Origin of the sequence: Streptomyces sp. NPDC056628 (assembly GCF_042792555.1) — a bacterium.
Taxonomy (GTDB): Bacteria; Actinomycetota; Actinomycetes; order Streptomycetales; family Streptomycetaceae; genus Streptomyces.
Genome location: NZ_JBHTWG010000030.1, coordinates 57,847 through 77,635 on the forward strand (window position 1 = coordinate 57,847; position 19,789 = coordinate 77,635).

Annotated in this window: 15 protein-coding genes, 1 pseudogene and 1 riboswitch; of the genes and pseudogenes, 9 read left to right on the forward strand and 7 right to left on the reverse strand. The window is 70.0% G+C overall.

Annotation, left to right across the window (positions count from 1 at the left end; all coding sequences use genetic code 11):
• Nucleotides 1-28: 28 nt before the first annotated feature.
• Nucleotides 29-186 (reverse strand): annotated as a pseudogene (locus ACFRAC_RS28320) (pyridine nucleotide-disulfide oxidoreductase); the annotation flags it as partial.
• 236 nt (nt 187-422) lie between these two features.
• On the opposite strand from ACFRAC_RS28320, the gene ACFRAC_RS28325 reads away from it, so the two are divergent.
• Both ACFRAC_RS28325 and ACFRAC_RS28330 read left to right on the forward strand, forming a co-directional pair.
• Entirely contained in the window at nt 423-1,106 is a 684-nt protein-coding gene (locus ACFRAC_RS28325) for a response regulator transcription factor (protein ID WP_361352593.1), read from the forward strand.
• The gene (locus ACFRAC_RS28330) at nt 1,103-2,554 is read left to right on the forward strand and encodes an ATP-binding protein (protein WP_382932939.1); all 1,452 of its coding nucleotides are present in this window, start codon (nt 1,103-1,105) and stop codon (nt 2,552-2,554) included. The genes ACFRAC_RS28325 and ACFRAC_RS28330 overlap by 4 nt, the downstream gene beginning before the upstream one ends.
• 202 nt (nt 2,555-2,756) lie before the next feature.
• Here ACFRAC_RS28330 and ACFRAC_RS28335 read toward each other — a convergent pair whose 3' ends face one another.
• Nucleotides 2,757-4,802 carry an MMPL family transporter gene (locus ACFRAC_RS28335; RefSeq protein WP_382933134.1) on the reverse strand — a complete coding sequence of 682 codons (2,046 nt, stop codon included), beginning with the start codon at nt 4,800-4,802 and terminating at the stop codon, nt 2,757-2,759.
• Nucleotides 4,803-5,535: 733 nt separating this feature from the next.
• On the opposite strand from ACFRAC_RS28335, the gene ACFRAC_RS28340 reads away from it, so the two are divergent.
• Nucleotides 5,536-6,120: a hypothetical protein gene (locus tag ACFRAC_RS28340; protein WP_382932946.1), complete on the forward strand. Its 585-nt coding sequence runs from the start codon at nt 5,536-5,538 to the stop codon at nt 6,118-6,120.
• Nucleotides 6,121-6,272: 152 nt separating this feature from the next.
• Here the strand turns inward: ACFRAC_RS28340 and ACFRAC_RS28345 are convergent, their stop codons facing one another.
• From ACFRAC_RS28345 to ACFRAC_RS28355, 3 genes are all read right to left on the reverse strand, one after another.
• A complete protein-coding gene (locus tag ACFRAC_RS28345; protein ID WP_382932956.1) occupies nt 6,273-7,373 on the reverse strand; it encodes an NAD(P)/FAD-dependent oxidoreductase in 1,101 nt (366 codons plus the stop codon).
• A 690-nt stretch (nt 7,374-8,063) separates the two neighbouring features.
• On the reverse strand, nt 8,064-8,537 hold the full coding sequence (locus ACFRAC_RS28350; protein ID WP_382932963.1) for a GntR family transcriptional regulator: 474 nt from the start codon (nt 8,535-8,537) through the stop codon (nt 8,064-8,066).
• A complete protein-coding gene (locus ACFRAC_RS28355) occupies nt 8,530-9,324 on the reverse strand; it encodes a hypothetical protein (protein ID WP_382932971.1) in 795 nt (264 codons plus the stop codon). The genes ACFRAC_RS28350 and ACFRAC_RS28355 overlap by 8 nt, the downstream gene beginning before the upstream one ends.
• A 980-nt stretch (nt 9,325-10,304) precedes the next feature.
• Nucleotides 10,305-10,426, forward strand: a riboswitch (cobalamin riboswitch).
• A 48-nt stretch (nt 10,427-10,474) separates the two neighbouring features.
• Here ACFRAC_RS28355 and ACFRAC_RS28360 point away from each other — a divergent pair.
• From ACFRAC_RS28360 to ACFRAC_RS28375, 4 genes are all read left to right on the forward strand, one after another.
• Complete coding sequence (locus tag ACFRAC_RS28360; RefSeq protein ID WP_382932977.1) at nt 10,475-11,500, forward strand: ABC transporter substrate-binding protein; 1,026 nt, start codon at nt 10,475-10,477, stop codon at nt 11,498-11,500.
• A complete protein-coding gene (locus tag ACFRAC_RS28365; protein ID WP_382932989.1) occupies nt 11,497-12,612 on the forward strand; it encodes a FecCD family ABC transporter permease in 1,116 nt (371 codons plus the stop codon). The genes ACFRAC_RS28360 and ACFRAC_RS28365 overlap by 4 nt, the downstream gene beginning before the upstream one ends.
• Nucleotides 12,609-13,394: an ABC transporter ATP-binding protein gene (locus ACFRAC_RS28370; protein ID WP_382932997.1), complete on the forward strand. Its 786-nt coding sequence runs from the start codon at nt 12,609-12,611 to the stop codon at nt 13,392-13,394. Before ACFRAC_RS28365 ends, ACFRAC_RS28370 begins: the two co-directional genes overlap by 4 nt.
• A gap of 520 nt (nt 13,395-13,914) precedes the next feature.
• Complete coding sequence (locus ACFRAC_RS28375; RefSeq protein ID WP_382933004.1) at nt 13,915-14,076, forward strand: hypothetical protein; 162 nt, start codon at nt 13,915-13,917, stop codon at nt 14,074-14,076.
• A gap of 328 nt (nt 14,077-14,404) precedes the next feature.
• On the opposite strand, the gene ACFRAC_RS28380 is transcribed toward ACFRAC_RS28375, so the two are convergent.
• Nucleotides 14,405-15,148, reverse strand: a complete 744-nt coding sequence (locus ACFRAC_RS28380; RefSeq protein WP_382933015.1) for an SDR family NAD(P)-dependent oxidoreductase — start codon at nt 15,146-15,148, stop codon at nt 14,405-14,407.
• Between the two features lie 584 nt (nt 15,149-15,732).
• Here ACFRAC_RS28380 and ACFRAC_RS28385 point away from each other — a divergent pair.
• A complete protein-coding gene (locus ACFRAC_RS28385; RefSeq protein WP_382933023.1) occupies nt 15,733-16,584 on the forward strand; it encodes a DUF4394 domain-containing protein in 852 nt (283 codons plus the stop codon).
• Between the two features lie 465 nt (nt 16,585-17,049).
• Here the strand turns inward: ACFRAC_RS28385 and ACFRAC_RS28390 are convergent, their stop codons facing one another.
• A complete protein-coding gene (locus tag ACFRAC_RS28390; RefSeq protein WP_382933029.1) occupies nt 17,050-17,460 on the reverse strand; it encodes an anti-sigma factor in 411 nt (136 codons plus the stop codon).
• Nucleotides 17,461-18,144: 684 nt separating this feature from the next.
• Between ACFRAC_RS28390 and ACFRAC_RS28395 the strand changes: the two genes are divergently transcribed.
• A complete protein-coding gene (locus ACFRAC_RS28395; protein ID WP_382933032.1) occupies nt 18,145-19,776 on the forward strand; it encodes a molybdopterin-dependent oxidoreductase in 1,632 nt (543 codons plus the stop codon).
• The last annotated feature ends 13 nt before the right edge of the window (nt 19,777-19,789 follow it).

Genomic DNA, 19,789 nt, shown 5'->3' on the forward strand with positions numbered 1-19,789 from the left:
CGGACACCGACTGAGCGCGGTCTTGCTGTGCGATCTCTCGTGCCGCGTCGCGGGCTGGCGGCCGACGCCGATGAGGGTGGCCGAGGCCGGGCGGGTCCCGTCGCCGTACCCCAGCAGGTGCGGCCGCGGCTCGCCCAGAGCCCGTATGCCGTCGGTGGAGATGTGCCCGCGCGCACCGCGCAGGTGGGGGTCGAGGACGGGATCAGCGATTTCGCGATCTCCCACAGGCCGTCCGGGACAATCCAACTCCACGTGCCCCGCCCCCTACCGAGATCCACGACGCCTCACCACGTAGGACACGGTCATCGGCATCCGTAAGAGCACGGCCCGCGGGCACCACAACGGCGACGCTCTAATCCTGGCCTCAGGTTGATCGGGGACAATGAGCGGCAAAAAGCATCGACTGCAGGGGGCGGGCCGACGTGCGGATCATGATCGCGGATGACGAGGCGGCCATCCGTGACTCGCTGGAGCGGGTGCTCCAAGTCGAGGGTTACGACACCAGCACTGTCGCCAACGGTTTCGCCGTGCTCGACGGGGTCGGTGGCGACGCGCCGGATCTGCTGATCCTCGACGTGATGATGCCCCGCCTCGGCGGGTTGGAGACCTGCCGGCGGTTGCGGGCGGCGGGCCGGGATCTGCCGGTGCTGATGCTGACCGCCCGGGACCAGGTCAGCGACCGCGTCGCGGGGCTGGACGCGGGCGCCGACGACTATCTGCCCAAACCGTTCGCCACCGAGGAGTTGCTGGCCCGGGTCCGGGCCCTGCTGCGCCGCCGCGTGACGGGCGACGACGAGTCGCAGATCCTGACGTTCGCCGACGTCCGGGTCGATCCCGACCGGTTCGAGGCGTGGCGGGGCGGACGGCCGCTCCGCCTGACCCGGACCGAATTCTCGCTGCTGCAGGTCCTCGTGAGCAACGCGACCCGGGTGTTGACCCGCGACGCGCTGTTCGAGGCGATCTGGGGCTTCGACATGAGCGCCACCGCCAACAACCTCCAGGTGTACGTGAGTTACCTGCGCCGCAAGATGGAGGCCGAGGGTGAGCCGCGATTGATCTACACGCTGCGGGGCTTGGGGTACACGTTGCGGGAGACTCCTCCGTGAGCGGGCACGCCGGCCGGGGCTCGCGACGGCTGACCCGTTGGTGGCGCCGACGGTCCCTGCGGACCAGGCTGACGGTGATCGGGGCGACGGCCATCGCGGTCAGCGTGTTCGTGGCCTTCCAGGTGGCCAGCGAGCTACTGGCCTGGGAGCTGCGGGACAACGCGGAGGATCAACTACGCGCCGACTCCCGCGTCCTGGCGACGAACGCTGAGCGCGCCGGTCTGGCGCAGGTCCAGCTACCGCCGTATCCCGGATCCGGCCGGCTGGTGCGGGTCATCCTTTCCGACGGCTCGATCCGGACGCCGTCCGGCCAACCCGCGCTGCCCCCGGTCAGCGAGGAGGCAGGGCGCGTGGCGCGGGGCGCGTCGGCCGACCTGATGGAGTCGGGCGACAGCGACGACGACGGCTACCTCGTCTACACGCTGCGGGCGGGCGACGGCGCGGTCCAGGTGGCCCGCGTCGCCGACGACAGCCCGATCAACCAGTTCGGGTTCGGCATGCTGCTGATCGGGCTGCTCTGCGTGGTCAGCGGCGCCCTTGTCGGGCGGGCCGTGGCGCGGACCGGGCTGGCACCGATCGACCGGCTGACCGCCGCCGCGGTACGTGTCGCGCACACCCGGGATCTGGACGCCGACATCCCGGACGAGGGCGGTGGGGAGATCCGGCGGCTGATCCAGTCGATCAACGACATGCTCGCCGCGCTCCGGGACTCCCGGCGGGCCCAGCGGCTGCTCGCCGAGGACGCCGCCCACGAGCTCAAGACCCCGCTCACCAGCCTGCGCCTCAACGTCGAGCTGCTGATCCGGCTCGATCGGCGCGGCACCCTGGACAGCGCACTGCCGGCGGAGAGCCGGACCCGGCTGCTCAACGATCTCGGCGCCCAGGTGGCCGAGTTGAGCACCCTTGCCGCCGAGCTGACCGACCTGGCGCGCGGTGACGTCAGTGACGAGAGCACCGAGGTGCTCGACCTCGCCGACGTGGTGGTGGCCGCCGCGACCCAGGCGCGTTCCCGCCTGCCCGACATCGAGGTCGCTCTCGACGTGACCTCCGTGTGGGTGAGCGGGCGTCCCGCTGCACTCCAACGGGCGGTGCTCAACCTCATCGACAACGCCGGCAAGTGGTCCCCCGCGGACCAGCCGGTCCAGGTCCGGCTCCGTGCCCAGGGCGCGTCGGCGGTGCTCGAGGTCGACGACGCCGGGCCGGGCATCGACGCCGCCGACGTACCGCGGGTGTTCGACCGCTTCTACCGTGCCGACAGCGCTCGGGCGTTGCCGGGATCCGGTCTGGGGCTGTCGATCGTGCAGCGGGTCGTCGACGCCCACGGCGGCCGGGCCACCGTCGCCCGCTCCGCACGCGGTGGCGCGCTGCTTCGGGTCGACCTTCCGGCCTCGGCCCCGCCCGCCCCGATCGCGCGCCGCGCCCCCGGGGATCACACCGCGATGCGCTGACCCACCCCGGGGCGCGGCGCAGGACAAGGGACGGCGGCCCTCGGGCATGGCCCCGCGCCGCCCACCACCGGGCAGGACACGGTGCGCCGGCCCCCAGCCCTGGCCGCACGGCGCAGGACCAAAGGGCGGCGTCCGTCGGACTCATGAGGAGATCCGGGACGGGCCTGGGGCCCCGTCCCGGATCTTCTCCGTTCCGCCGCGCTCACCGTTGCAGTGCGGGCTCCTCGTCGTCGGCGCGCGGCTGTTGACCGTCCGGCAGCTCCGCCACTGGACGGGACAGCCGGCTCGGCCACCAGATCCGCCGACCGATCAGCAGGGTGAGGGCGGGCACCAGGACCGACCGCACCAGCAGGGCGTCGAGCAGCACGCCGAAGGCGACCAGGAACCCGACCTCGATCAGCATCACCAGCGGAAGTGTGGCGAGGACCGCGAACGTGGCCGCCAGGACCAGCCCTGCCGAGGTGATGACGCCACCGGTGGCGGAGAGGGCTTTGAGCATGCCCTTTCTGGTGCCGAGACGCACGGTCTCCTCCCGGGCGCGGCTGGCCAGGAAGATGTTGTAGTCGACGCCGAGCGCCACCAGGAACAGGAATGCCAGCAGCGGCACCGAGTAGTCGACACCCTTGAACCCGAGGATCGTGTCGAAGACGAACACGCTGCCACCGAAGGCCGCGGCGAATGAGACGATCACGGTGGCCATCAGAACCAGCGGGGCCAGCATCGCGCGCAGCAGCAGCCCGAGGACGATCAGGACGACGGCGAGCACCAGCGGGATCACCAGCTTCTCGTCGCGGCTGGTGGTCACCTCGGTGTCGAGGTTCTCCGCACTCGGCCCGCCGACAATCGCCTCCGCCCCGCTCACCGCATGCACGGCGGTGCGCACCCGCTTGATCGTGTCGTACTCCGCGACGGTGTCCGGCGCGTCCTTCGGGAACACGGAGATGTTGGCCCAGCCACCGCTGGTCTGCTCCGGGATGGCCAGGGCCACACCGCGAGTGTCCTTGACGACGTCGAGCACCCGCTCCCGGTGCGCCGGCCGCGTGAAGATCGTCATCGGCTGGCCGCCGAGCTCCGGGAAGTGCTGCCGGAGAACGGTGAAGCCCGTGACCGACTCCGGCGCGGACAGGAACTGGTCCTGCTCCCGCAGGGCGCTGGTATTGCCCGCCAGCCCGAGGGCTAGCACGCCGAGGACTCCGAGCGAGCCGAGCGCCGCCAACCACCGGCGGCGGCTGATGGCGGTGCCGAGCCGTCCCCACAGCCCCGGCTTCTCCTCCACGGCCGTGCTGAACCGCGGGATGGCCGGCCAGAAGATCCGCCTGCCGAGCACCACGAGCACCGCCGGGAACAGCGTCAGCATGGCCACCAGCGCACACAGGATGCCCGCCGCGCCGATCGGGCCCAACCCGCTGGTGCTGTTCAGGTCCGCGACGAGCAGGCAGAGCAGGCCGGCGATCACGGTGGCCGCGGACGCGACGATGGCCGGCGCCGCGCCGCGTAGCGCGTGGACCATCGCGACCCGGACGTTCTCGTGGTGGTGCAGTGCTTCCCGATATCGAGCGATGAGCAACAGCGCGTAGTCCGTGCCGACGCCGAATACCAGGATCGTCAGCAGCGCCGAGTTCTGGTCGTTGACAACGATGCCGAAGCCCTTGACGAGCAGGTAGACGGTCGCCATCGCAGTCAGTGCGGCCGCGCCCACGGCCACGAGCGGGATGAGCCACAACACCGGGCTGCGGTAGGTGAGGATGAGCAGGAGCGTGACGACGACGATGGTGGTGAGGAGGACCTGCACGTCGATGCCGTCGAAGACGGCGTCCATGTCGCCGTCGATCGCGCCCGGGCCGGTCACGTCGAGTTCCAGGCCGGAGGGGCGGTCTTTCGCGGCGTCACGCAACGGGCCGACGATCGCCTCCGGTGCACCGTAGGTCGTGCTCACCTCGAGGGTGAACATCATCGCCTTGCCGTCGGTGGAGGGTCTCGTCGGTGAGCCCTCGTCGTCCTCGCCGGTCGCCGCCGTCGCCGCCGGCGGGTACCGCTTGGCAAGGGTGTTGTAGTGGCGCTCGACCGTCGCGCGGTCGGCGTCGGTCATGCCGCCGGCGCGGTGATACACGAAGACGAACGTGTTGTTGTCACCGCCGGGGAGACTGTCGTCCAACGCCGCCACCTTGGTGGACTCGGCACTGGCCGGCAGGGTGTCCACGGCGCTGTCGGTGGTGACCGAGCTCAACTTTCCGCTCAGCGGCACCATGCCCGCCGCCAGCACCAGCCACAAGCCAATGACCAACCACGGCACCCACCGGCCTGCCAACCGACCGGCCGGCGCTTCCTTGGACGGCGCTTCCCTGGACGGCGCTGCGTTGACTGCCATTCACTAGCCTCCTACATGCGTGTCACATCGCTGACCGACGCCAACTTCGTACCGAGCGAACCTGAGACGATCGTTAATGCGCCGCTCAGGCCGGTTGGCCGAACCAGGTGCCCAGCGCACGCACCGGCGTGGTGGCGTCGAATCCCTGCCCGGTAGGCAAGGCCCAGGCGATACAGCCGTCGGGCCCGTTGAGGAACGCGCGCGTCTACGTCCACCCGGTCCGTGCGGGCGGTGACGGTGTTGACCCGCCCGGTCCACGCGGCCGGGGCGTCGCGGACCTCCGCGCGGTCGCACGCCGCCGGTGATCCGGACTTCGACGGTGACCGCGTGATGGTCCTCCCGGATCCCGACGACTCCTGCCCACGGCGCGCCTCGACCCCGAGCCGGTGGCGTGCCGGTGCAGGATCGCCTCCAGATCGGGATGCTCGATCCGGATCCGTCGCCGGTCCGATCGGTGCGCCGGTCCAGATCGGTGCGCCGGGTCGGGTCGATCTTCTCCAGCCCGGCGACGTGCTCTTTCGGCGCCTTTTTAAGAGAGGCCATTTCAATTGGTCCGGTCGCGCGCTTGCATTGCGGGTGGCATTGAAGGGTGGCTCTGCCACATGATCACGGCATGACGAGTCCTGCCGCCTTCCGGGACCAGACCAACTGGTCCGACGGCTACTACGAGCTGGCCATAGAGGTTGGGTCGAGCGATGATGCCCGGATCCAAGCCGTCCTGAGTGCTCTGTGGTCTGCCGCAGAGGTTCACGGATGCTTCGGGCGGAGAGACCTTGAGCCTGCGGAGCAGGATCCCGTGCCGTGCACGGTCGACTCACTGGCCGAGTTCGGTCACCTCAGTGGCCAGGTCCGGCTGCCGACAGGCCAGCTGGCCGTGTGCGGCTGTGTGGCGATCCGGGGCGGTGACGAAAGCAGTGACTGGCTGGACTTCTTTGTCCCCCTCGGCGCCCTGGACAAGGCAGGCGTCGCCTACTGGGACGGTCGGCCGTTCTTCAGGTCTGACGTGATGGACGAATGGCTGGCTGCCATCGGGGCCGGAACCTTCACGAGGGCCTCCTTCAGCCTGGGGGTCATCGGCTTCGAGGTCTCCGGTTGCACCGACGCGTCGACGCTGGCGGGAAGGATGCCGAAGAAGCGGGACATCGGGTACCTGCTTCCACAAGGCGGCGGCCTGCACTACGGCGCCGCAAGCACCTGAGCTTTGTCGCCCCGGCGGGAACCGAAGCACGGAACCGTTCTCGCAAACGGGGACACGAAGTGCCTGCCTCCGGGGAGGCCGAGGCGCACCGGCTTCCTCGCCCCTCGTAGCTACCACGTCGCCGGTGCGGGATGCGCCGACTGTTGGGACGGTCAGCGGGGTTGGCCGAGTGCTGCCGCCGGCCGCAGGTTCTCCTCGAGTTCTTCGGCCATGGCCGCGCTGGCCAATGCCCGTCCCAGTCGGGGTGCCTGTTTGAACAGGTTGTGCCCGGCGGTGAAAAAGATTCCGTCGGCTTCCCAGACCGCCATGCCGTCTTCGCTCCACGGCAGACTTGTCACCCAGCAGTGCAGGTACTCGACGGGCTCGGGGTCGAGACCGGGCATGGCGCGGGAAACGTACGCGCGGGCGCGGTCGTTGAGAGCCACCAGTGCGCTGGGGTCCGCGAAGCTGCCGTCCTCCCGTACTTCGACCGTTTGGCTGAGGCCCACCGCATATCGGCTGTTGCCGGGGTAGGGGGCTGCGTAGACGCCGACCTCGCCGAAGTCGCCGCTGCTGTCCTGCAGACAGGCGACCCGTTCCGGGGGCGCTCCCCTGACCTGGAAGGTGAGGCGGACGTGGGCTGCCGGCTGTATGGGCAGCGAAAGCCCCACGTTGCGTGCCAGCCGCGCGGTGCTCAGGCCCGCGCACACCACCGCCGATGCGTACTCTGCGCGGCCGCCGGCGCTGAGCACTTCCACCGTGCCGTGCCCCGTCGGATGCAGCGAGATGACCTCGTCGGTGACCACGGCGTCACCGAGCGCGTCGGCCAGGCTCTCGATCGCGACACGGGTGCGGATGGCGCCGCCGTCCTCATCGAGCATCGCGGGACCGCTGTAGTCGGCGAGCAGCGGCATGCGGGTGTGAAGCTCGGCGCTGTCCACGGTCCGGACCGGTATGCCGCCGACATCCTGCAGAATGCGCAGTCTCCCAGGTACGCGACCGCCCAGGGCGACCACTCCGTCCTGGGAGATCAGTTCGGTGCCCAACCGGTCGGCCCACTCGTCCCAGACGGCGCGACCCTGCCGGGTGAACTCGACCAGGCGGGCGTCATCGTGCGCGTGACGGAAGATACGGGACTGGCCGCTGGACTGTCCGTGGCCCGGAACGCCGCTTTCGTACACCCGCGCTGTCGTTCCGCGTTCGGCCAGTGCGTAGGCGGTGGAGAGGCCGACGATGCCGGCGCCTATCACGGCCACCTCGGGAACGCGGTCCATTCGATCGCCTCACTTCGCGTCCGGAACTGTCCCCCTGCGGAGCACGGGTCAGATTCAACTTTCGCCGCCGCGACCTGGTGGGTGACTGGACCCGGTGGGCGACTTTGTCGGGCTCGTCGTGACGCGACGGCGGAGCGGAACCGTATCTCCTACAGCCTCACACCGGTCCGAAATATGTCAAGCGGGCCACCTCGGACACCGATCGTGACCGACCGGCGGGGAGCCGCGGGATCGGACGTCGGGTGAGGGCATGGGAGGAGGTTTCTGAGCAGTACGTCGGCCGGCTGGCGATTCCGTCGCTGTCCAGATCAGCGGGCAGCAGGAGGGGGCCGTACGGTCGAGGTGTCGACCCGCCGGACGTCGTGACGGCACCCGGAGCGCCGGGTTGCGGAATGACCTTGCATCGTGATCAACCTCGCAGGACGGGCAGAACGGCCGAGTTCCAGAGCTGCCGGCGGAACCGGTTCGGCCTCGGTGGCCCGGTCCAGGGCGGACGATGTGACGTGACCCCCTGAGCGGAGGCGCGGCCGACGACGTTGTCCGCGCCTCCGCCGAAGTCCCGGAAGGGGACAGGGCACGCACCAAGCTCTTGTGGGTGTGAACCGTCCGCCGAGGGGAGCGCTCCAGCCCACGCCAGGGGCGGAGCAGCCCATGCCTTGCGCACTGAACAGCGCCCAGTGGTCGCCGACTTCACGTGCCACGCCCGCCCGTGCCCGGGATGGTCGCCGACGCCTCCGTCGGCTTGACGCTCTCCGTTGCGCTGTGGTCTTTCGCCTTGGCCGGCTCGGACCCCGAGTCCAGAGCGTTGCGGACGGCGGTCAGGATATCCTCGGTGCCAGCCCCGAGCGCACGGGCTGCCGAGGTGAAGTCCCGTGCCAGTGTGTCGAGTTGATGGACATCGTGCCCGTGCGCGGCCGGGAGTTCGGCCACCCGGGTGCCCGCGCCACGGCGGGTCCGGATCAATCTGGCGGCCTCCAGCTCGCGGTAGGCACGGGCCACGGTGCCCGGCGCCAGACCGAGGTCTGCCGCGAGTTGCCGAACGGTCGGCAGACGCTCGCCCTCGACCAGCCGGCCGGTACGGATGAGCGCGGCCAACTGGGCACGGATCTGCTCGTACGGCGGTACCTGGCTGGTGGTGTCGACACGGACGGTGCGCTCACTCATCGTCGCCACTCCCCTCGTCCGCCACACCGTCGTCCACCGCCCGTGGCGCCACCACAGTGAGCAGGGACCATCCGAACGTGAACACACTCAGCAGACCCAGAGGGCAGATCACAACGATGGTGACCGCACCCAGCGGGCCCGCGCAGGGCCCGTCCATGAGCGCGACGAGAAGCATCAGTACGACGAGAAGCACCTGACACGACACCAGGAGTCCCCAGGCTCCCACAATGGCCCAGGCGCGGTCGCGACGCTGCCGGTGGTCGCCCGGCCCGAAGGCGATGCGGCGCAGCGCCCAGACACAGGCAGGGGTTGCGACCGCGAGGGCACCGAACATCGGGCCGCTGTAGTACAGCCCGGGCCACGGACCGACGGAGGCACGCACCCCGTCACAGGCAACCTCCATGACACGCCCCGCCCCGCCTGTCCGGTCACGGGCCGAGGAGGCTGTGACAGCGCCCATGACCAGCAGCGCGAGAAGAGAGCACGCCTCCAGCACGAGCAGGGGCGTCATGCGTGGCGGCACATGGTCGCGCACCAGGCGCGGAGCAAGACTGGCAGTGCGGACCGCTTCCTGAGGACGCAGAGTCAGGGCGTCACCTATCAGGACGCCTCCCACCGCGCACAGGCCGAACGCGGTGACGGCCAACACAAGAGGCGTGGTGATGTCGCCGCTCTCGATCGTGAGCAACTGCCGTGCGATCTCGATACCGATCGCCAGGCCGGACCATCGGGCGTAATGGTCGGCGTGGTCGAGGAACCGGGACTGGAGCGGGACGGTGTCGAGCACGTGAAGATCCCCCAAGGCACCTTGTACCAAACGATGGATACAAGATGCCCTGCTCCGAAAACTTGTGTCAAACCATCGACACAAGAAAGCACCGACACCTCCGCCAGACGAAACCCGCCTCGCGTCATCCACCAGCCCACCAAAGCCCCACTCCCCCAACCGAGCCCGCGAGACGAGGACCACCCCGGACACCGCCAACGGCGGCTGACCCCATGCCGACCTCGGCGACACGCAGACCCGAACCCGCCGTCCCCAGCCATGGGAGGGCGACGGCCAGGAGGACGCCGCGCATCGCGGCCGAGAAGCCGCCGATGCGCAAGCCGAGCACGCCCCTCGCCGCGAGCAATTCCGGGGTCCGACCGGGCCGCCGCGAACAGCGCGCACCCGCAGTCGAACACGACGGCGCTGAGTGCCAGGAGCAGGAGTCCGAACCATGTCGTTCGCAGGGTCGGGTACCCCCTGGGCAGCGTCACCAGCGGCCTGCCCCCCTCCGCCACGGGGGTCAATAGGCCCTATCCGGGGCACAGGGAGCCGACGGCGTGAGGCAGGAGCGAATTCGCGCGGCACCGTTGCAAGGCCGCGGGTTCATCCTCTTCGAAGCGCCGGAGCACGTCGTCCACCCGATGGCCCGGTGGGCGCGAGCCGCGTCCACGATGCGGTGCGGAACACCCCGGGGACGCCGCGACCGGCGCTGACGCCCGTACCGGAAACCGCCCAGGCGGTTCTGGACCAGCGGCACGGCTTCTCAGGGTGGACAGCGCGGCGAAGCTGCGGCGGATGGCCGAGGAGGCGGGGTTCGGCCGCGTGCAGGTCTTCGGCGGGTCCGACGGGCGCCCTTACGACGAGAACGCTGAACGACTCGCTCTCCGGGCCGTACGCGAAGCGTGAGCGAGGCATGGTGCGCGCGGCCGCGGTCCGCGCGCCCTTTTGCCGGCGCCGCGGGGAATCGTAAGATCACCTGGTCATCGCCGCGACGGGAGACAGGAAGCCGGTGCGAATCCGGCACGGTCCCGCCACTGTGACCGGGGAGCGCCCCTCCGACACGCCACTGCGCACCGCGCGGGAAGGCGGAGGAAGCGTCGATCCGGGAGTCAGGACACTGGTCCGTCGCGGGCCCGATCCGAGGAGCGCGGACTCCAGGAGGCTTCACGTGTCCCAGCTGTTCACCCCTGCCCGCACGCGCGGGTTTCTTCGTGCCACGGCTGCTGCCGTGGCTCTGTCGTCAGTGCTGCTGACCACGAGCTGCGGAGCGGCCGACGAGAGCGGCGGGGACGCGAAGGCGACCTCGGCCGTGCCCGAGGGTTTTCCAGTCACCATCGACAACTGCGGCGTGAAGACGACGTACGACAAGCCACCGTCACGGGTGGTCACCATCCACCAGCACCCGGCGGAACTCATGCTCGCCCTCGGCCTGAAGGATCGCATGGTCGGCACGGCCTTCCCCGACTCCGCGGTTCTGCCCGAGCTGAAGAAGGATTACGAGGCGGTTCCCGAACTGGCGCGGAAGGAACCGTCGTTCGAGAAGGTCCTGGATGCCGAACCCGAACTTGTCTACGGCGGCTACGGCAGCGCCTTCGCCGAGAAGGAGGGCCGCTCCCGCACAGCGTTCGCCGACGCGGGCATCGACACCTACCTCAACCGTGAGTACTGCGGCAAGAAGAAGGTGACGATGAAGGACACCTACGACGAGATCCGCACCATCGGCAAGATCTTCGGTGTCTCGGAGCGGGCCGACAAGCTGGTCACCGACCTCAAGGGCCGCGTCGGCAAGGCCGCAGGCACGGTCGAAGGCGAGCCCGAGGTGCCCGTCTTCGTCTACGACAGCGGCGACAAGGCCGCGTTCACCGCGGGCGGCAAGAGCCTGGGCACCGAGCTGATCCGCCTGGCCGGCGGCGAGAACGTCTTCGCCGACCTCGACGACGTCTTCGGCGATGTCTCCTGGGAGCAGGTCATCGAGCGCAAACCGGAGGTCATCGCCATCTACGACTACGCGGGTGCCGGAAGCGTCGAGCAGAAGAAGCGGTTCCTGCTGTCCCAGCCCGCGCTCGCCAACGTACCCGCTGTCAGGAACAAGCGGTTCGTCGTTCTGCCGCTGACCGCCACCCTGGTGGGAATCCGCTCGGCCTACGCGGTCGACGACCTGGCCCGCGGACTGCACCCCGAGAGCTTCCGGTGACCCGGACCGCCACCAGCACGTCCGCCGAGGGGAGGATCCAACCACGTAAGACCACCCAGCCAGGAGAGGGCCGCACACGGCTGGCCGTCACGCTGCTCGTACTCACCGCCCTGCTCGTCGTCTCCACCACTGCGGGACTTGCGGTCGGCTCCGTCCAGGTGCCACCCGGCCAGGTGTGGGGCATCGTGACGCACGCACTGGGTGCCGACTGGCAGCAGCCGGACTGGTCGCGGGCCCGGGAGACCATCGTGGTCGACGTGAGGGCGCCGCGGGTGCTGCTCGGTGCGGTCACCGGCGCCGGCCTTGCGGTGATCGGCACCGCCCTTCAGGCCCTGGTGCGCAACCCGCTCGCCGAGCCGTACCTGCTCGGGGTGTCCTCGGGGGCGTCCCTCGGCGCGGTCTCCGTCATCGTGTTCGGGGCCACCTTTTTCGGTCCCGTCTCCCTGTCGGTGGCAGCCTTCGTTGGGGCCTTGGGCGCACTCCTGCTCGTGTACGCCACCGCCCGCACCGGCGGACGCATCACCTCATCGCGTCTCGTGCTGTCCGGCGTGGCGATCGCGGCGATGCTCACCGCGGTCCTCGACCTGCTGTTGCTCACCACCGACCGGGGCAACGAGACCCGCGCGGTCCTCGCCTGGACGCTCGGCGGCCTCGGCGGGGTGAACTGGGGCACGCTGTGGCTGCCGAGCACGGCCTTGCTGCTCGGTGTCGGCGTCCTCATGGCGCAGGCACGCAACTTGAACCTGCTGCTGGCCGGCGAGGAGGCAGCCACCACCATGGGGCTGGACGTGGCCCGATTCCGTGCCCGGCTGTTCGTCCTGCTCTCCCTCGTCACGGGCGTGCTGGTCGCGGCGGCCGGACCGATCGGCTTCGTCGGCCTGATGACGCCCCACATCGTGCGCCTGTTCGTCGGCGGCGACCAGCGCCGGGTCCTGCCGACGGCGGCACTCGGCGGAGCGGTCTTCCTCCTCTGGGCCGACATCGCCGCACGGACGATCGCCGCGCCGATGGAGATACCCGTCGGCGTACTCACGGCGTTGTGCGGTGGGCCGTTCTTCCTGTGGCTCATGCGCCGGGACGCCCGGCGTGGCACCGACCGAGGAGTGGCATGACCGCGACCGAACTGAGCGTCGACGGCGTCACGCTCACCGCCGGAGCCCGCCACCTGGTGCGCGACGTGTCCCTGACCGCCCGCCCGGGCGAGACCATCGGGCTCGTGGGGCCCAACGGCAGCGGCAAGTCCAGCCTGCTGCGCACCGTCTACCGCGTGCTGCGCCCCGACACGGGTGAGGTCCGGGTCGACGGAGGCGACGCCTGGTCGCTGCCGGTGCGGCAACTGGCCCGCACCGTCGCGGCGGTGGTCCAGGAGTCGGCAGCCGACCTCGACCTCGCCGTGCGCGAGGTCGTCGCCATGGGCCGCACCCCACACAAACGGCTCCTCGCGGGTGACACCCCCGAGGACGCCGAACTCATCAACTCAGCGCTCCTGACGGTCGACGCCGTCCACCTGGCCGACCGCCCCTTCGACCGGCTCTCCGGCGGCGAACGACAGCGTGTGCTCATCGCGCGTGCCCTCGCCCAGCAGCCCACTCTCCTCGTCCTCGACGAACCCACCAACCACCTCGACATCCGGCATCAACTGTCCGTGCTCGGTGCCCTGCGGCGCCTGCCCGCGACCGTGCTGCTCGCTCTGCACGACCTCAACCTGGCCGCCTACTACTGCGACCGCCTCTACGTCCTGCACGACGGCGAAGTCACCGCCTCCGGACCTCCCGCCGAAATACTCACCCCCGAGCTCCTGGCCGAGGTCTACGGAGTGGCGACGGAAGTGGCCATCCATCCGCGCACGGGCGCCCCTCAGGTGACGTTCCTCCCCCAAGAACCATGCGCCTGAAGGGCTCACCCGACAGTGCCCGGGTGCGGGGAGGTGCCGCCCGCGCCGGGGGGCACAAGTTCCGGGAAACGGCGAAGGGCCCCCGCAAGTCACGTCCTTGCGAGAGCCCTCCGTTGTGCCGCCTGCCCGGTGAAGCGGTTCTTCGTGGCCACGGCCGTGTTCGAGCGGTGGGGGGCCGTGCCGACTGGCCCTGACTGGCGAGTCATCGGCGATGTCCTGGAGCTTCCGCGCGTACCGTGTGCAGCTGCGCTTCACGACAGCCGAGGCCGCATTTCAGGCCCCCCCCCGAAAGGGAATCGGCCGAAGGTGAGCGGATCAGGCGCGCGCTTACATGGCCCGGGAACCATGGGAAGTGTCCCTCGATCTCGACGACTGGGCTGACGGTGGCCGACCGCCCCCTCTGGGTGACGGGGGTGTCGTGAAAGGCGGCATGAACTCGGCGGCGACCAGGGCGTTCCGGCGGTCTCAGCCGAGCGCATGGTCCACCGCGAGTACGAGAACCGCGCCAACGGCCGTATCCATGTTCCCGGAGACCGCTGACCTGCTGCAAGACCGGCCCCGGGACCCGACCGACGCGCTGGGCGGAGGACCGGTCCGCCTGGCCTTCAATGAATTCATGGGCGAGGAAGTCGAGTTGCTCGACCGAAGGTGGTTGGGCGAACAGTTCGTCGGCAACGCCTGAGTGGGACACGGGACGGACTTGACCGCGCCGCGCCGATTCGACTCGCGATGTGCCGCGGAATCGCGTGTTGCGCCGAACCCCCGCACCACCGGACCGACTGCAACCGGCCACAACGACTCAACAGGAAACGATGCTTCGATGTGATGAGCTATGGCGTGCTGCGCTGCTGCCCTAATGCGGTACATCACCGAGGCCCACCCCGAACGCACAGTGAAGTTCCCCCGATGAGGCGAGCACACGACGCGAGGAGTCAGGTTGGCTCTGGCCATGAGCACCTTGTCAGGGCTGTGGAGGGCCAGCTCCATCCAGTCCACGCACGCTCACACCCTCACTGTCGGCTCTCCCGGTCGCGCAGCCATTGGTCGAACTCGGCGGCGACGATGCGCTCGTCGTGCACGCCGGCTGCGTCGTCGGAGCCTAGCCAGACGATGGGCGGGCCCATCACTTCGGGACTCAGGAACCCGTGGCCCTCGGAGACAACGTCCTGGGGCAGCATGCCGGTGACCGTCGCGCCTCCGGGCAGCAGCTCGTTGACGGTGACGCCCGTGCCCCGCAGGTCGGCCGCCATGATGCGGGACAGCGCCTCGCTGCCGGCACGCGACGGCCCGTAGGGAACGAAACCGGCGCGTCGCATGGTCGAGTGGTTCATCGAGATGTTGACAATGCGGCCACCACCGGATGCCAGCATCCGTGGCGTGATCTCGCGGGCGACCAGGAAGTAGCCGGTCAGGTTGGTGTCGATCACCGCGCGGAAGGCGTCGGGCGGTACCTCCCAGAAGCCCTGCGGCTGTGTCATGAAGCGCGGGTTGACCGTGCGCATGCCAATGCCGGCATTGTTCACCAGCATGTCGATGCCGCCGAGCTGCGACCACACTTGGTCGACGGCTCTGGCCACCGACGACTCGTCGCGCACGTCCATCTCGACGCCGGTCGCCCCCGGCAGTCCCGCGGCGATGGACTCCGCACGTTCGCCGGAGCGCCCGGTCAGTGCGACGGAGGCTCCCGTCGCGGCCAGGGCGGAGGCCATGGCGAGTCCGAGTCCGCTCGTCCCGCCGGTCACCAGCACCTTCATCGGATCACCTCCGTCCTGAGAACCGGCCTGGCCGGGTCAACGGTCACGTTCACCATCGCGTTCACCACCGCCGTTCGCGACCGTCGTTCTTGGTGGCCGGGCGTACCCGTGGGCTGAAGTTCGCGATCATCACTATAGAGATTGGAGCACGCTCGAAGTCAGGCTGCCGCGGCTGCCGCGGCTGCCGCGGCTGCCGCGGCCCGTCAGGGTGACATGCTCGAGGTGGTAGTACCGGTGTCGCCGCTCGTCAGCGTCACGTGGCCTGCATGCGCCTCAGCACGCCCCGGTCGTTTCGTATCCCCAGCACACGCCGGCTCATGCCCGCGCGGCAGCCGCGAGGGCATCCGTCGCGCCGGTACGCGCACACGCCCCGGTCGCGCGGGTGGGGTTCGCGCCGTCGCTGAGCAAGGTCGCCGCGCTGTGGGGCGGGACTCCTGGGGCGGCGCGCGGAGGCTGTGCGGGTGATGCGTGGGGGCTGTACGGGTGGCGGGCGCGGCGGCCTCCCATCCGTGTGTGGCGGGGCGGCGGATTCCCTTCAGAGCCCTGGGCGATCTTGTCCGGGGCATCGGGAAAGGGAAGAGAACATGCGTAAACGCGTGATGGCGGCTTCCGCCGTCGTCCTGGCGGCCTTGTGCGCGGCTCCTGCGCTCGCGTTCGGTGAGGTCCCGGCCTCGGCCGGGGGTGACGGGCTGACCGCGATCGGCCTGACACACAGTCAGCGGCTGGTCAAGTTCGATGTCGACAGGCCCGCCCATGCCCGGGCGCTGGGCAAGATCTCCGGACTGGCCGGGGACCGCAGGCTGGTGGGGATCGACTTCCGTGTGCAGAACGGGAAGCTGTACGGCGTCGGCGACAGGGGCGGCATCTACACCCTGGACGCCCGCGCGAAGGCGTGGAAGGTCTCCCAGCTGACGGTGGCGCTTTCGGGCACCGCGTTCGGGGTCGACTTCAACCCGGCCGCGAACCGGCTGCGGGTCGTCTCCGACACCGGGCAGAACCTGCGGCACAACATCGACGACCCCGCTGCCCCGCTGACCACCACCGTCGACGGGACGCTCACCAATCCGACCACGCCGCCGACCACCGCGCGGGGTGTGACCGGCGCCGCGTACACCAACAACGACCTCAGCACCGCGACGGCGACGACCCTGTTCGACCTCGACACGATGGCCGACCGGATCTCGCTGCAGTCCCCGGCCAACGCCGGCACCCTGGCGCCCACCGGGAACCTCGGTGTCGACGCGGCCCTGGACGCAGGGTTCGACATCTACTACCACCCGGCCAGCGGCACGAACCGCGGCTTCGCCGCCATCGGCACGGCCGGTGCCTATCGTCTGTACGGGGTGAACCTGCTGACCGGAAAGGCAACGGTCAAGGGCTCCTTCCCGAAGAAGTTCCAGGTCACCGACCTGGCCCTACCGATCAACCAGAGGTAGCCACCAAGGACGGCGGCAGTTGGAGCGGTCTGCGGGAGCCGTCTCCCACAGACCGTCCGGCTCGTGCCCACAGACGGTGCCGGAACTGGTGCACGTGTACAGGGTGACGGCTGCCCTTCACAGGCCGGATTGCCGGGTGCATGCGACAGCCAGCGGCGGGGGCGGCAGGACGAACCCGGAGATCGTCTTCGGGTTCGCAGCGGACCAAACAGCGAGGTGTGCAGATGGCGTTCGGGTTAGGTCACGGCGTTGCCCCCGAAGGGGCGGACGCCCCGGACGACGGTGCTCCTGCGGTGCGCCAGCCGCAACCGGAGAGGGACTACCTTCGCCGCCTCGGCGTCGTGGAGCGGGACGGGGTGGGCCACGACCATCAGCGGCGGGCTGCGAGTGCCGGCCACGAGATGTCGTATGCGGCCATCGATCTCTTTGCCTGGGTCGTGACTACGGGAGTCCGTGACTCACGGCCTATGCGGCTCTGACTGCCGCGGAGCCACGGGTGGGCCAAGTCCTGCGCGGTATGTGCGATGTCCCGCACGTCGTCCTGCCGGGCGCTGTAGCACGGGCGACCGCCCAGCAGCGCCGCTTCACCGGCCCATTCGCAGTGCTTCTTCGCAGACCGTGTCGCGCCGTGGTAACCGCCGCGCTAGGAGCCGACGGGATGATGCCGAGGGGTTCGGTGGTGGGCCGGCGGGATCCGCCGGCCGGTTCGACGGTGATGCCGACGGCCACGGTCTGTCCGAGGGGTCGGTTTAGGACTCGAGCGGAGCGGTCTCCGGTGCCCGGCAGGAGGCCGGTTGGTCGGAGGTCGCCGGAGGGGGCCGCGTACGAGAGTTCGAGAACCGTGTCGCCGCAGAGAGCCGGCAGGTCAGCGGGCACGAAGGCAGCCCGGTCGGCTGTGCGGGATGACGATGACAGCGGCGGAGGCGCCGTCGGTCAGTTTCGTGGTGTGCAGGGTGGCATGAGGTGTGGTCAGCACGCTGGTCAGCGCGTTTCACCCTTCTGCAGTGCGCTCGCCTGGTCGCGGGCGCCATCGACCTGGACGGACTGCCAAGAGGTCGGCCGGTACGGCAGCGGCCCCGGCGGGGTGGGCGCGAGGCGGGCTGCTCCTTCGGCGTGTTCGGCCACTTCGCGTCAGCAGTCGGGGCAGGCGTCCAGCTGCCGTTCGAAGGCTGCATGTTCGTTCGGGCAGGGCGTGCAGGACATAGGCGCCGACCGACTGATGCGGCGTCCCGGTCCCGGTCAACACCGGCAGCAACAACACTGTCCGTTGATCGGCTTGCTGAACCCGGTCTTCGGCAACTTCGCCGCCGACACCGACCGACGCGCCGATATGCACGTCGACATGAGCAACCGCGTGATAACGGCCGGGGCCAAGCTCCGGCCCAGGCCCCCGGGGGGCAGAGCACCGTCCGTGGGCCGGGAGCAGCGGTACTGGTGATCTCTGTCGGCCGACAACTGTGTAATCCGTTGCCGAATGCAGGGCGGATTGGTGCGAAATCTCTTTTCACCTGATCAGGTCCGGGACCAATCCGCGCCGGTGCGCAGAACCGGATTCCCCGTGTGAGGGACGAAGAGAGGGAGCAGCGGGTGCGGCCGGGTCGGCCGCGTCTGGCGCTGGGTGCGCTGAGCGGGGCGCTGGCCGGTTTCGCGGCACTGGCGGTGGCCGAACTGGTCGCTGCTGCGGTCCGTCCGCAGTCGAGTCCGGTCATCGCGGTGGGTGCCGCGTCCATCGACACGACGCCCGCCGCGGTCAAGGACTGGGCGATCCGTCACTTCGGCACCGACGACAAGCTGGTACTGCAGCTCGGCATCCTGACCGTGTTGACCGTGCTTGCGCTGGTGCTGGGTGTGCTGGCGGTGCGGTTCCGGCGGGCCGGGGCCGCCGGGGTCCTTCTCTTCGGTGCGGTCGGGGCGGCTGCCGCTGCCGGCCGGCCCGACTCCACAGGCCTGGCCGACGTACTGCCCTCGGTCGTGGGAGCCCTTGCCGGAGCTGTGCTTCTGTACGTCCTGACGGGCCGCCTCACCGTGGTGAGGCGCCCGTCGATGTACGGGCGCGAGGAAGTGCCCGAGGGAGTTGGGGCTGGGCTGGCCGCCTCCACGGGATGGGACCGGCGGGGATTCGTCGTCGTGGCCGCGTCCACCGCAGCGGCCTCGGCCGTGGTGGGCGGGGCCGGACGGTCACTGAACGCCTCGCGCGGCCAGGACGCGGTCGCCTCACGAAAGAAGGTCGTGCTGGCGCGACCGGGGTCACCGGCCGCGCCGGTACCCGCGAGGGCCGCACTGCGTGTGCCGGGGATCAGCCCTTTCACCACCCCGAACAGCAGCTTCTACCGGGTCGACACCGCGCTGGTGGTACCGAAGGTGGACGCGACGACCTGGCGGCTGCGTGTCCATGGCCAGGGCGTACGCCGTGCGGTCACCTACTCCTTCGACGACCTGTTGCGCAGGGAGCTGATCGAGCGTGACATCACGTTGACCTGTGTCTCCAACGAGGTCGGCGGCCCCTACGTGGGCAACGCCCGCTGGATCGGCGTGCGGCTGGCCGATCTGCTGGCCGAGTGCGGGGTGAGGCCGCCGTCCCGGGGAGGCCCGGCGGACCAGCTGGTGGCGCGCTCGGTGGACGGCATGACGATCGGCAGCCCGGTCGAGGATGTCATGGACGGCCGCGACGCGCTGCTCGCCCTCGGAATGAATGGCGAACCGCTGCCCTTCGCCCACGGTTTCCCGGTGCGGATGGTGGTTCCGGGCCTGTACGGGTTCGTCTCGGCCTGCAAGTGGATCGAGGACATCGAGCTCACCACCTTCGACGCCTATGACCCCTACTGGGTCAAGCGGGGCTGGGCGCGCAGGGCCCCGATCAAGACCTCCTCGCGGATCGACACCCCCAAGCCCTTCGCCCGGCCCGACGCCGGGACGGTGATGGTCGCCGGGGTCGCCTGGGCGCAGCACCGGGGCATCGACAAGGTCGAGGTCCGCGTGGACGACGGCCCCTGGCAGCAGGCACATCTGGCCGCCGAGGACACCCGGGACACCTGGCGGCAGTGGTCCTTTCCCTGGCAGGCTACCCGGGGCAGCCACACCCTCACCGTTCGGGCCACCGACCGCACGGGCACCGTGCAGACGGACCGCCGCACCCGCACGATCCCCGACGGCGCCAGCGGATGGCATTCCGTCGTCGTGACCGTCGACTGACCACCTGACCCGA

Bases quoted from the DNA above. Each gene is read 5' to 3' on its own strand.
- ACFRAC_RS28335 (WP_382933134.1), bottom strand. From the start codon at position 4,802: ATGGTGCCGCTGAGCGGAAAGTTGAGCTCGGTCACCACCGACAGCGCC.
- ACFRAC_RS28340 (WP_382932946.1), top strand. From the start codon at position 5,536: ATGACGAGTCCTGCCGCCTTCCGGGACCAGACCAACTGGTCCGACGGC.
- ACFRAC_RS28345 (WP_382932956.1), bottom strand. From the start codon at position 7,373: ATGGACCGCGTTCCCGAGGTGGCCGTGATAGGCGCCGGCATCGTCGGC.
- ACFRAC_RS28350 (WP_382932963.1), bottom strand. From the start codon at position 8,537: ATGAGTGAGCGCACCGTCCGTGTCGACACCACCAGCCAGGTACCGCCG.
- ACFRAC_RS28370 (WP_382932997.1), top strand. From the start codon at position 12,609: ATGACCGCGACCGAACTGAGCGTCGACGGCGTCACGCTCACCGCCGGA.
- ACFRAC_RS28375 (WP_382933004.1), top strand. From the start codon at position 13,915: ATGTTCCCGGAGACCGCTGACCTGCTGCAAGACCGGCCCCGGGACCCG.
- ACFRAC_RS28380 (WP_382933015.1), bottom strand. From the start codon at position 15,148: ATGAAGGTGCTGGTGACCGGCGGGACGAGCGGACTCGGACTCGCCATG.
- ACFRAC_RS28385 (WP_382933023.1), top strand. From the start codon at position 15,733: ATGCGTAAACGCGTGATGGCGGCTTCCGCCGTCGTCCTGGCGGCCTTG.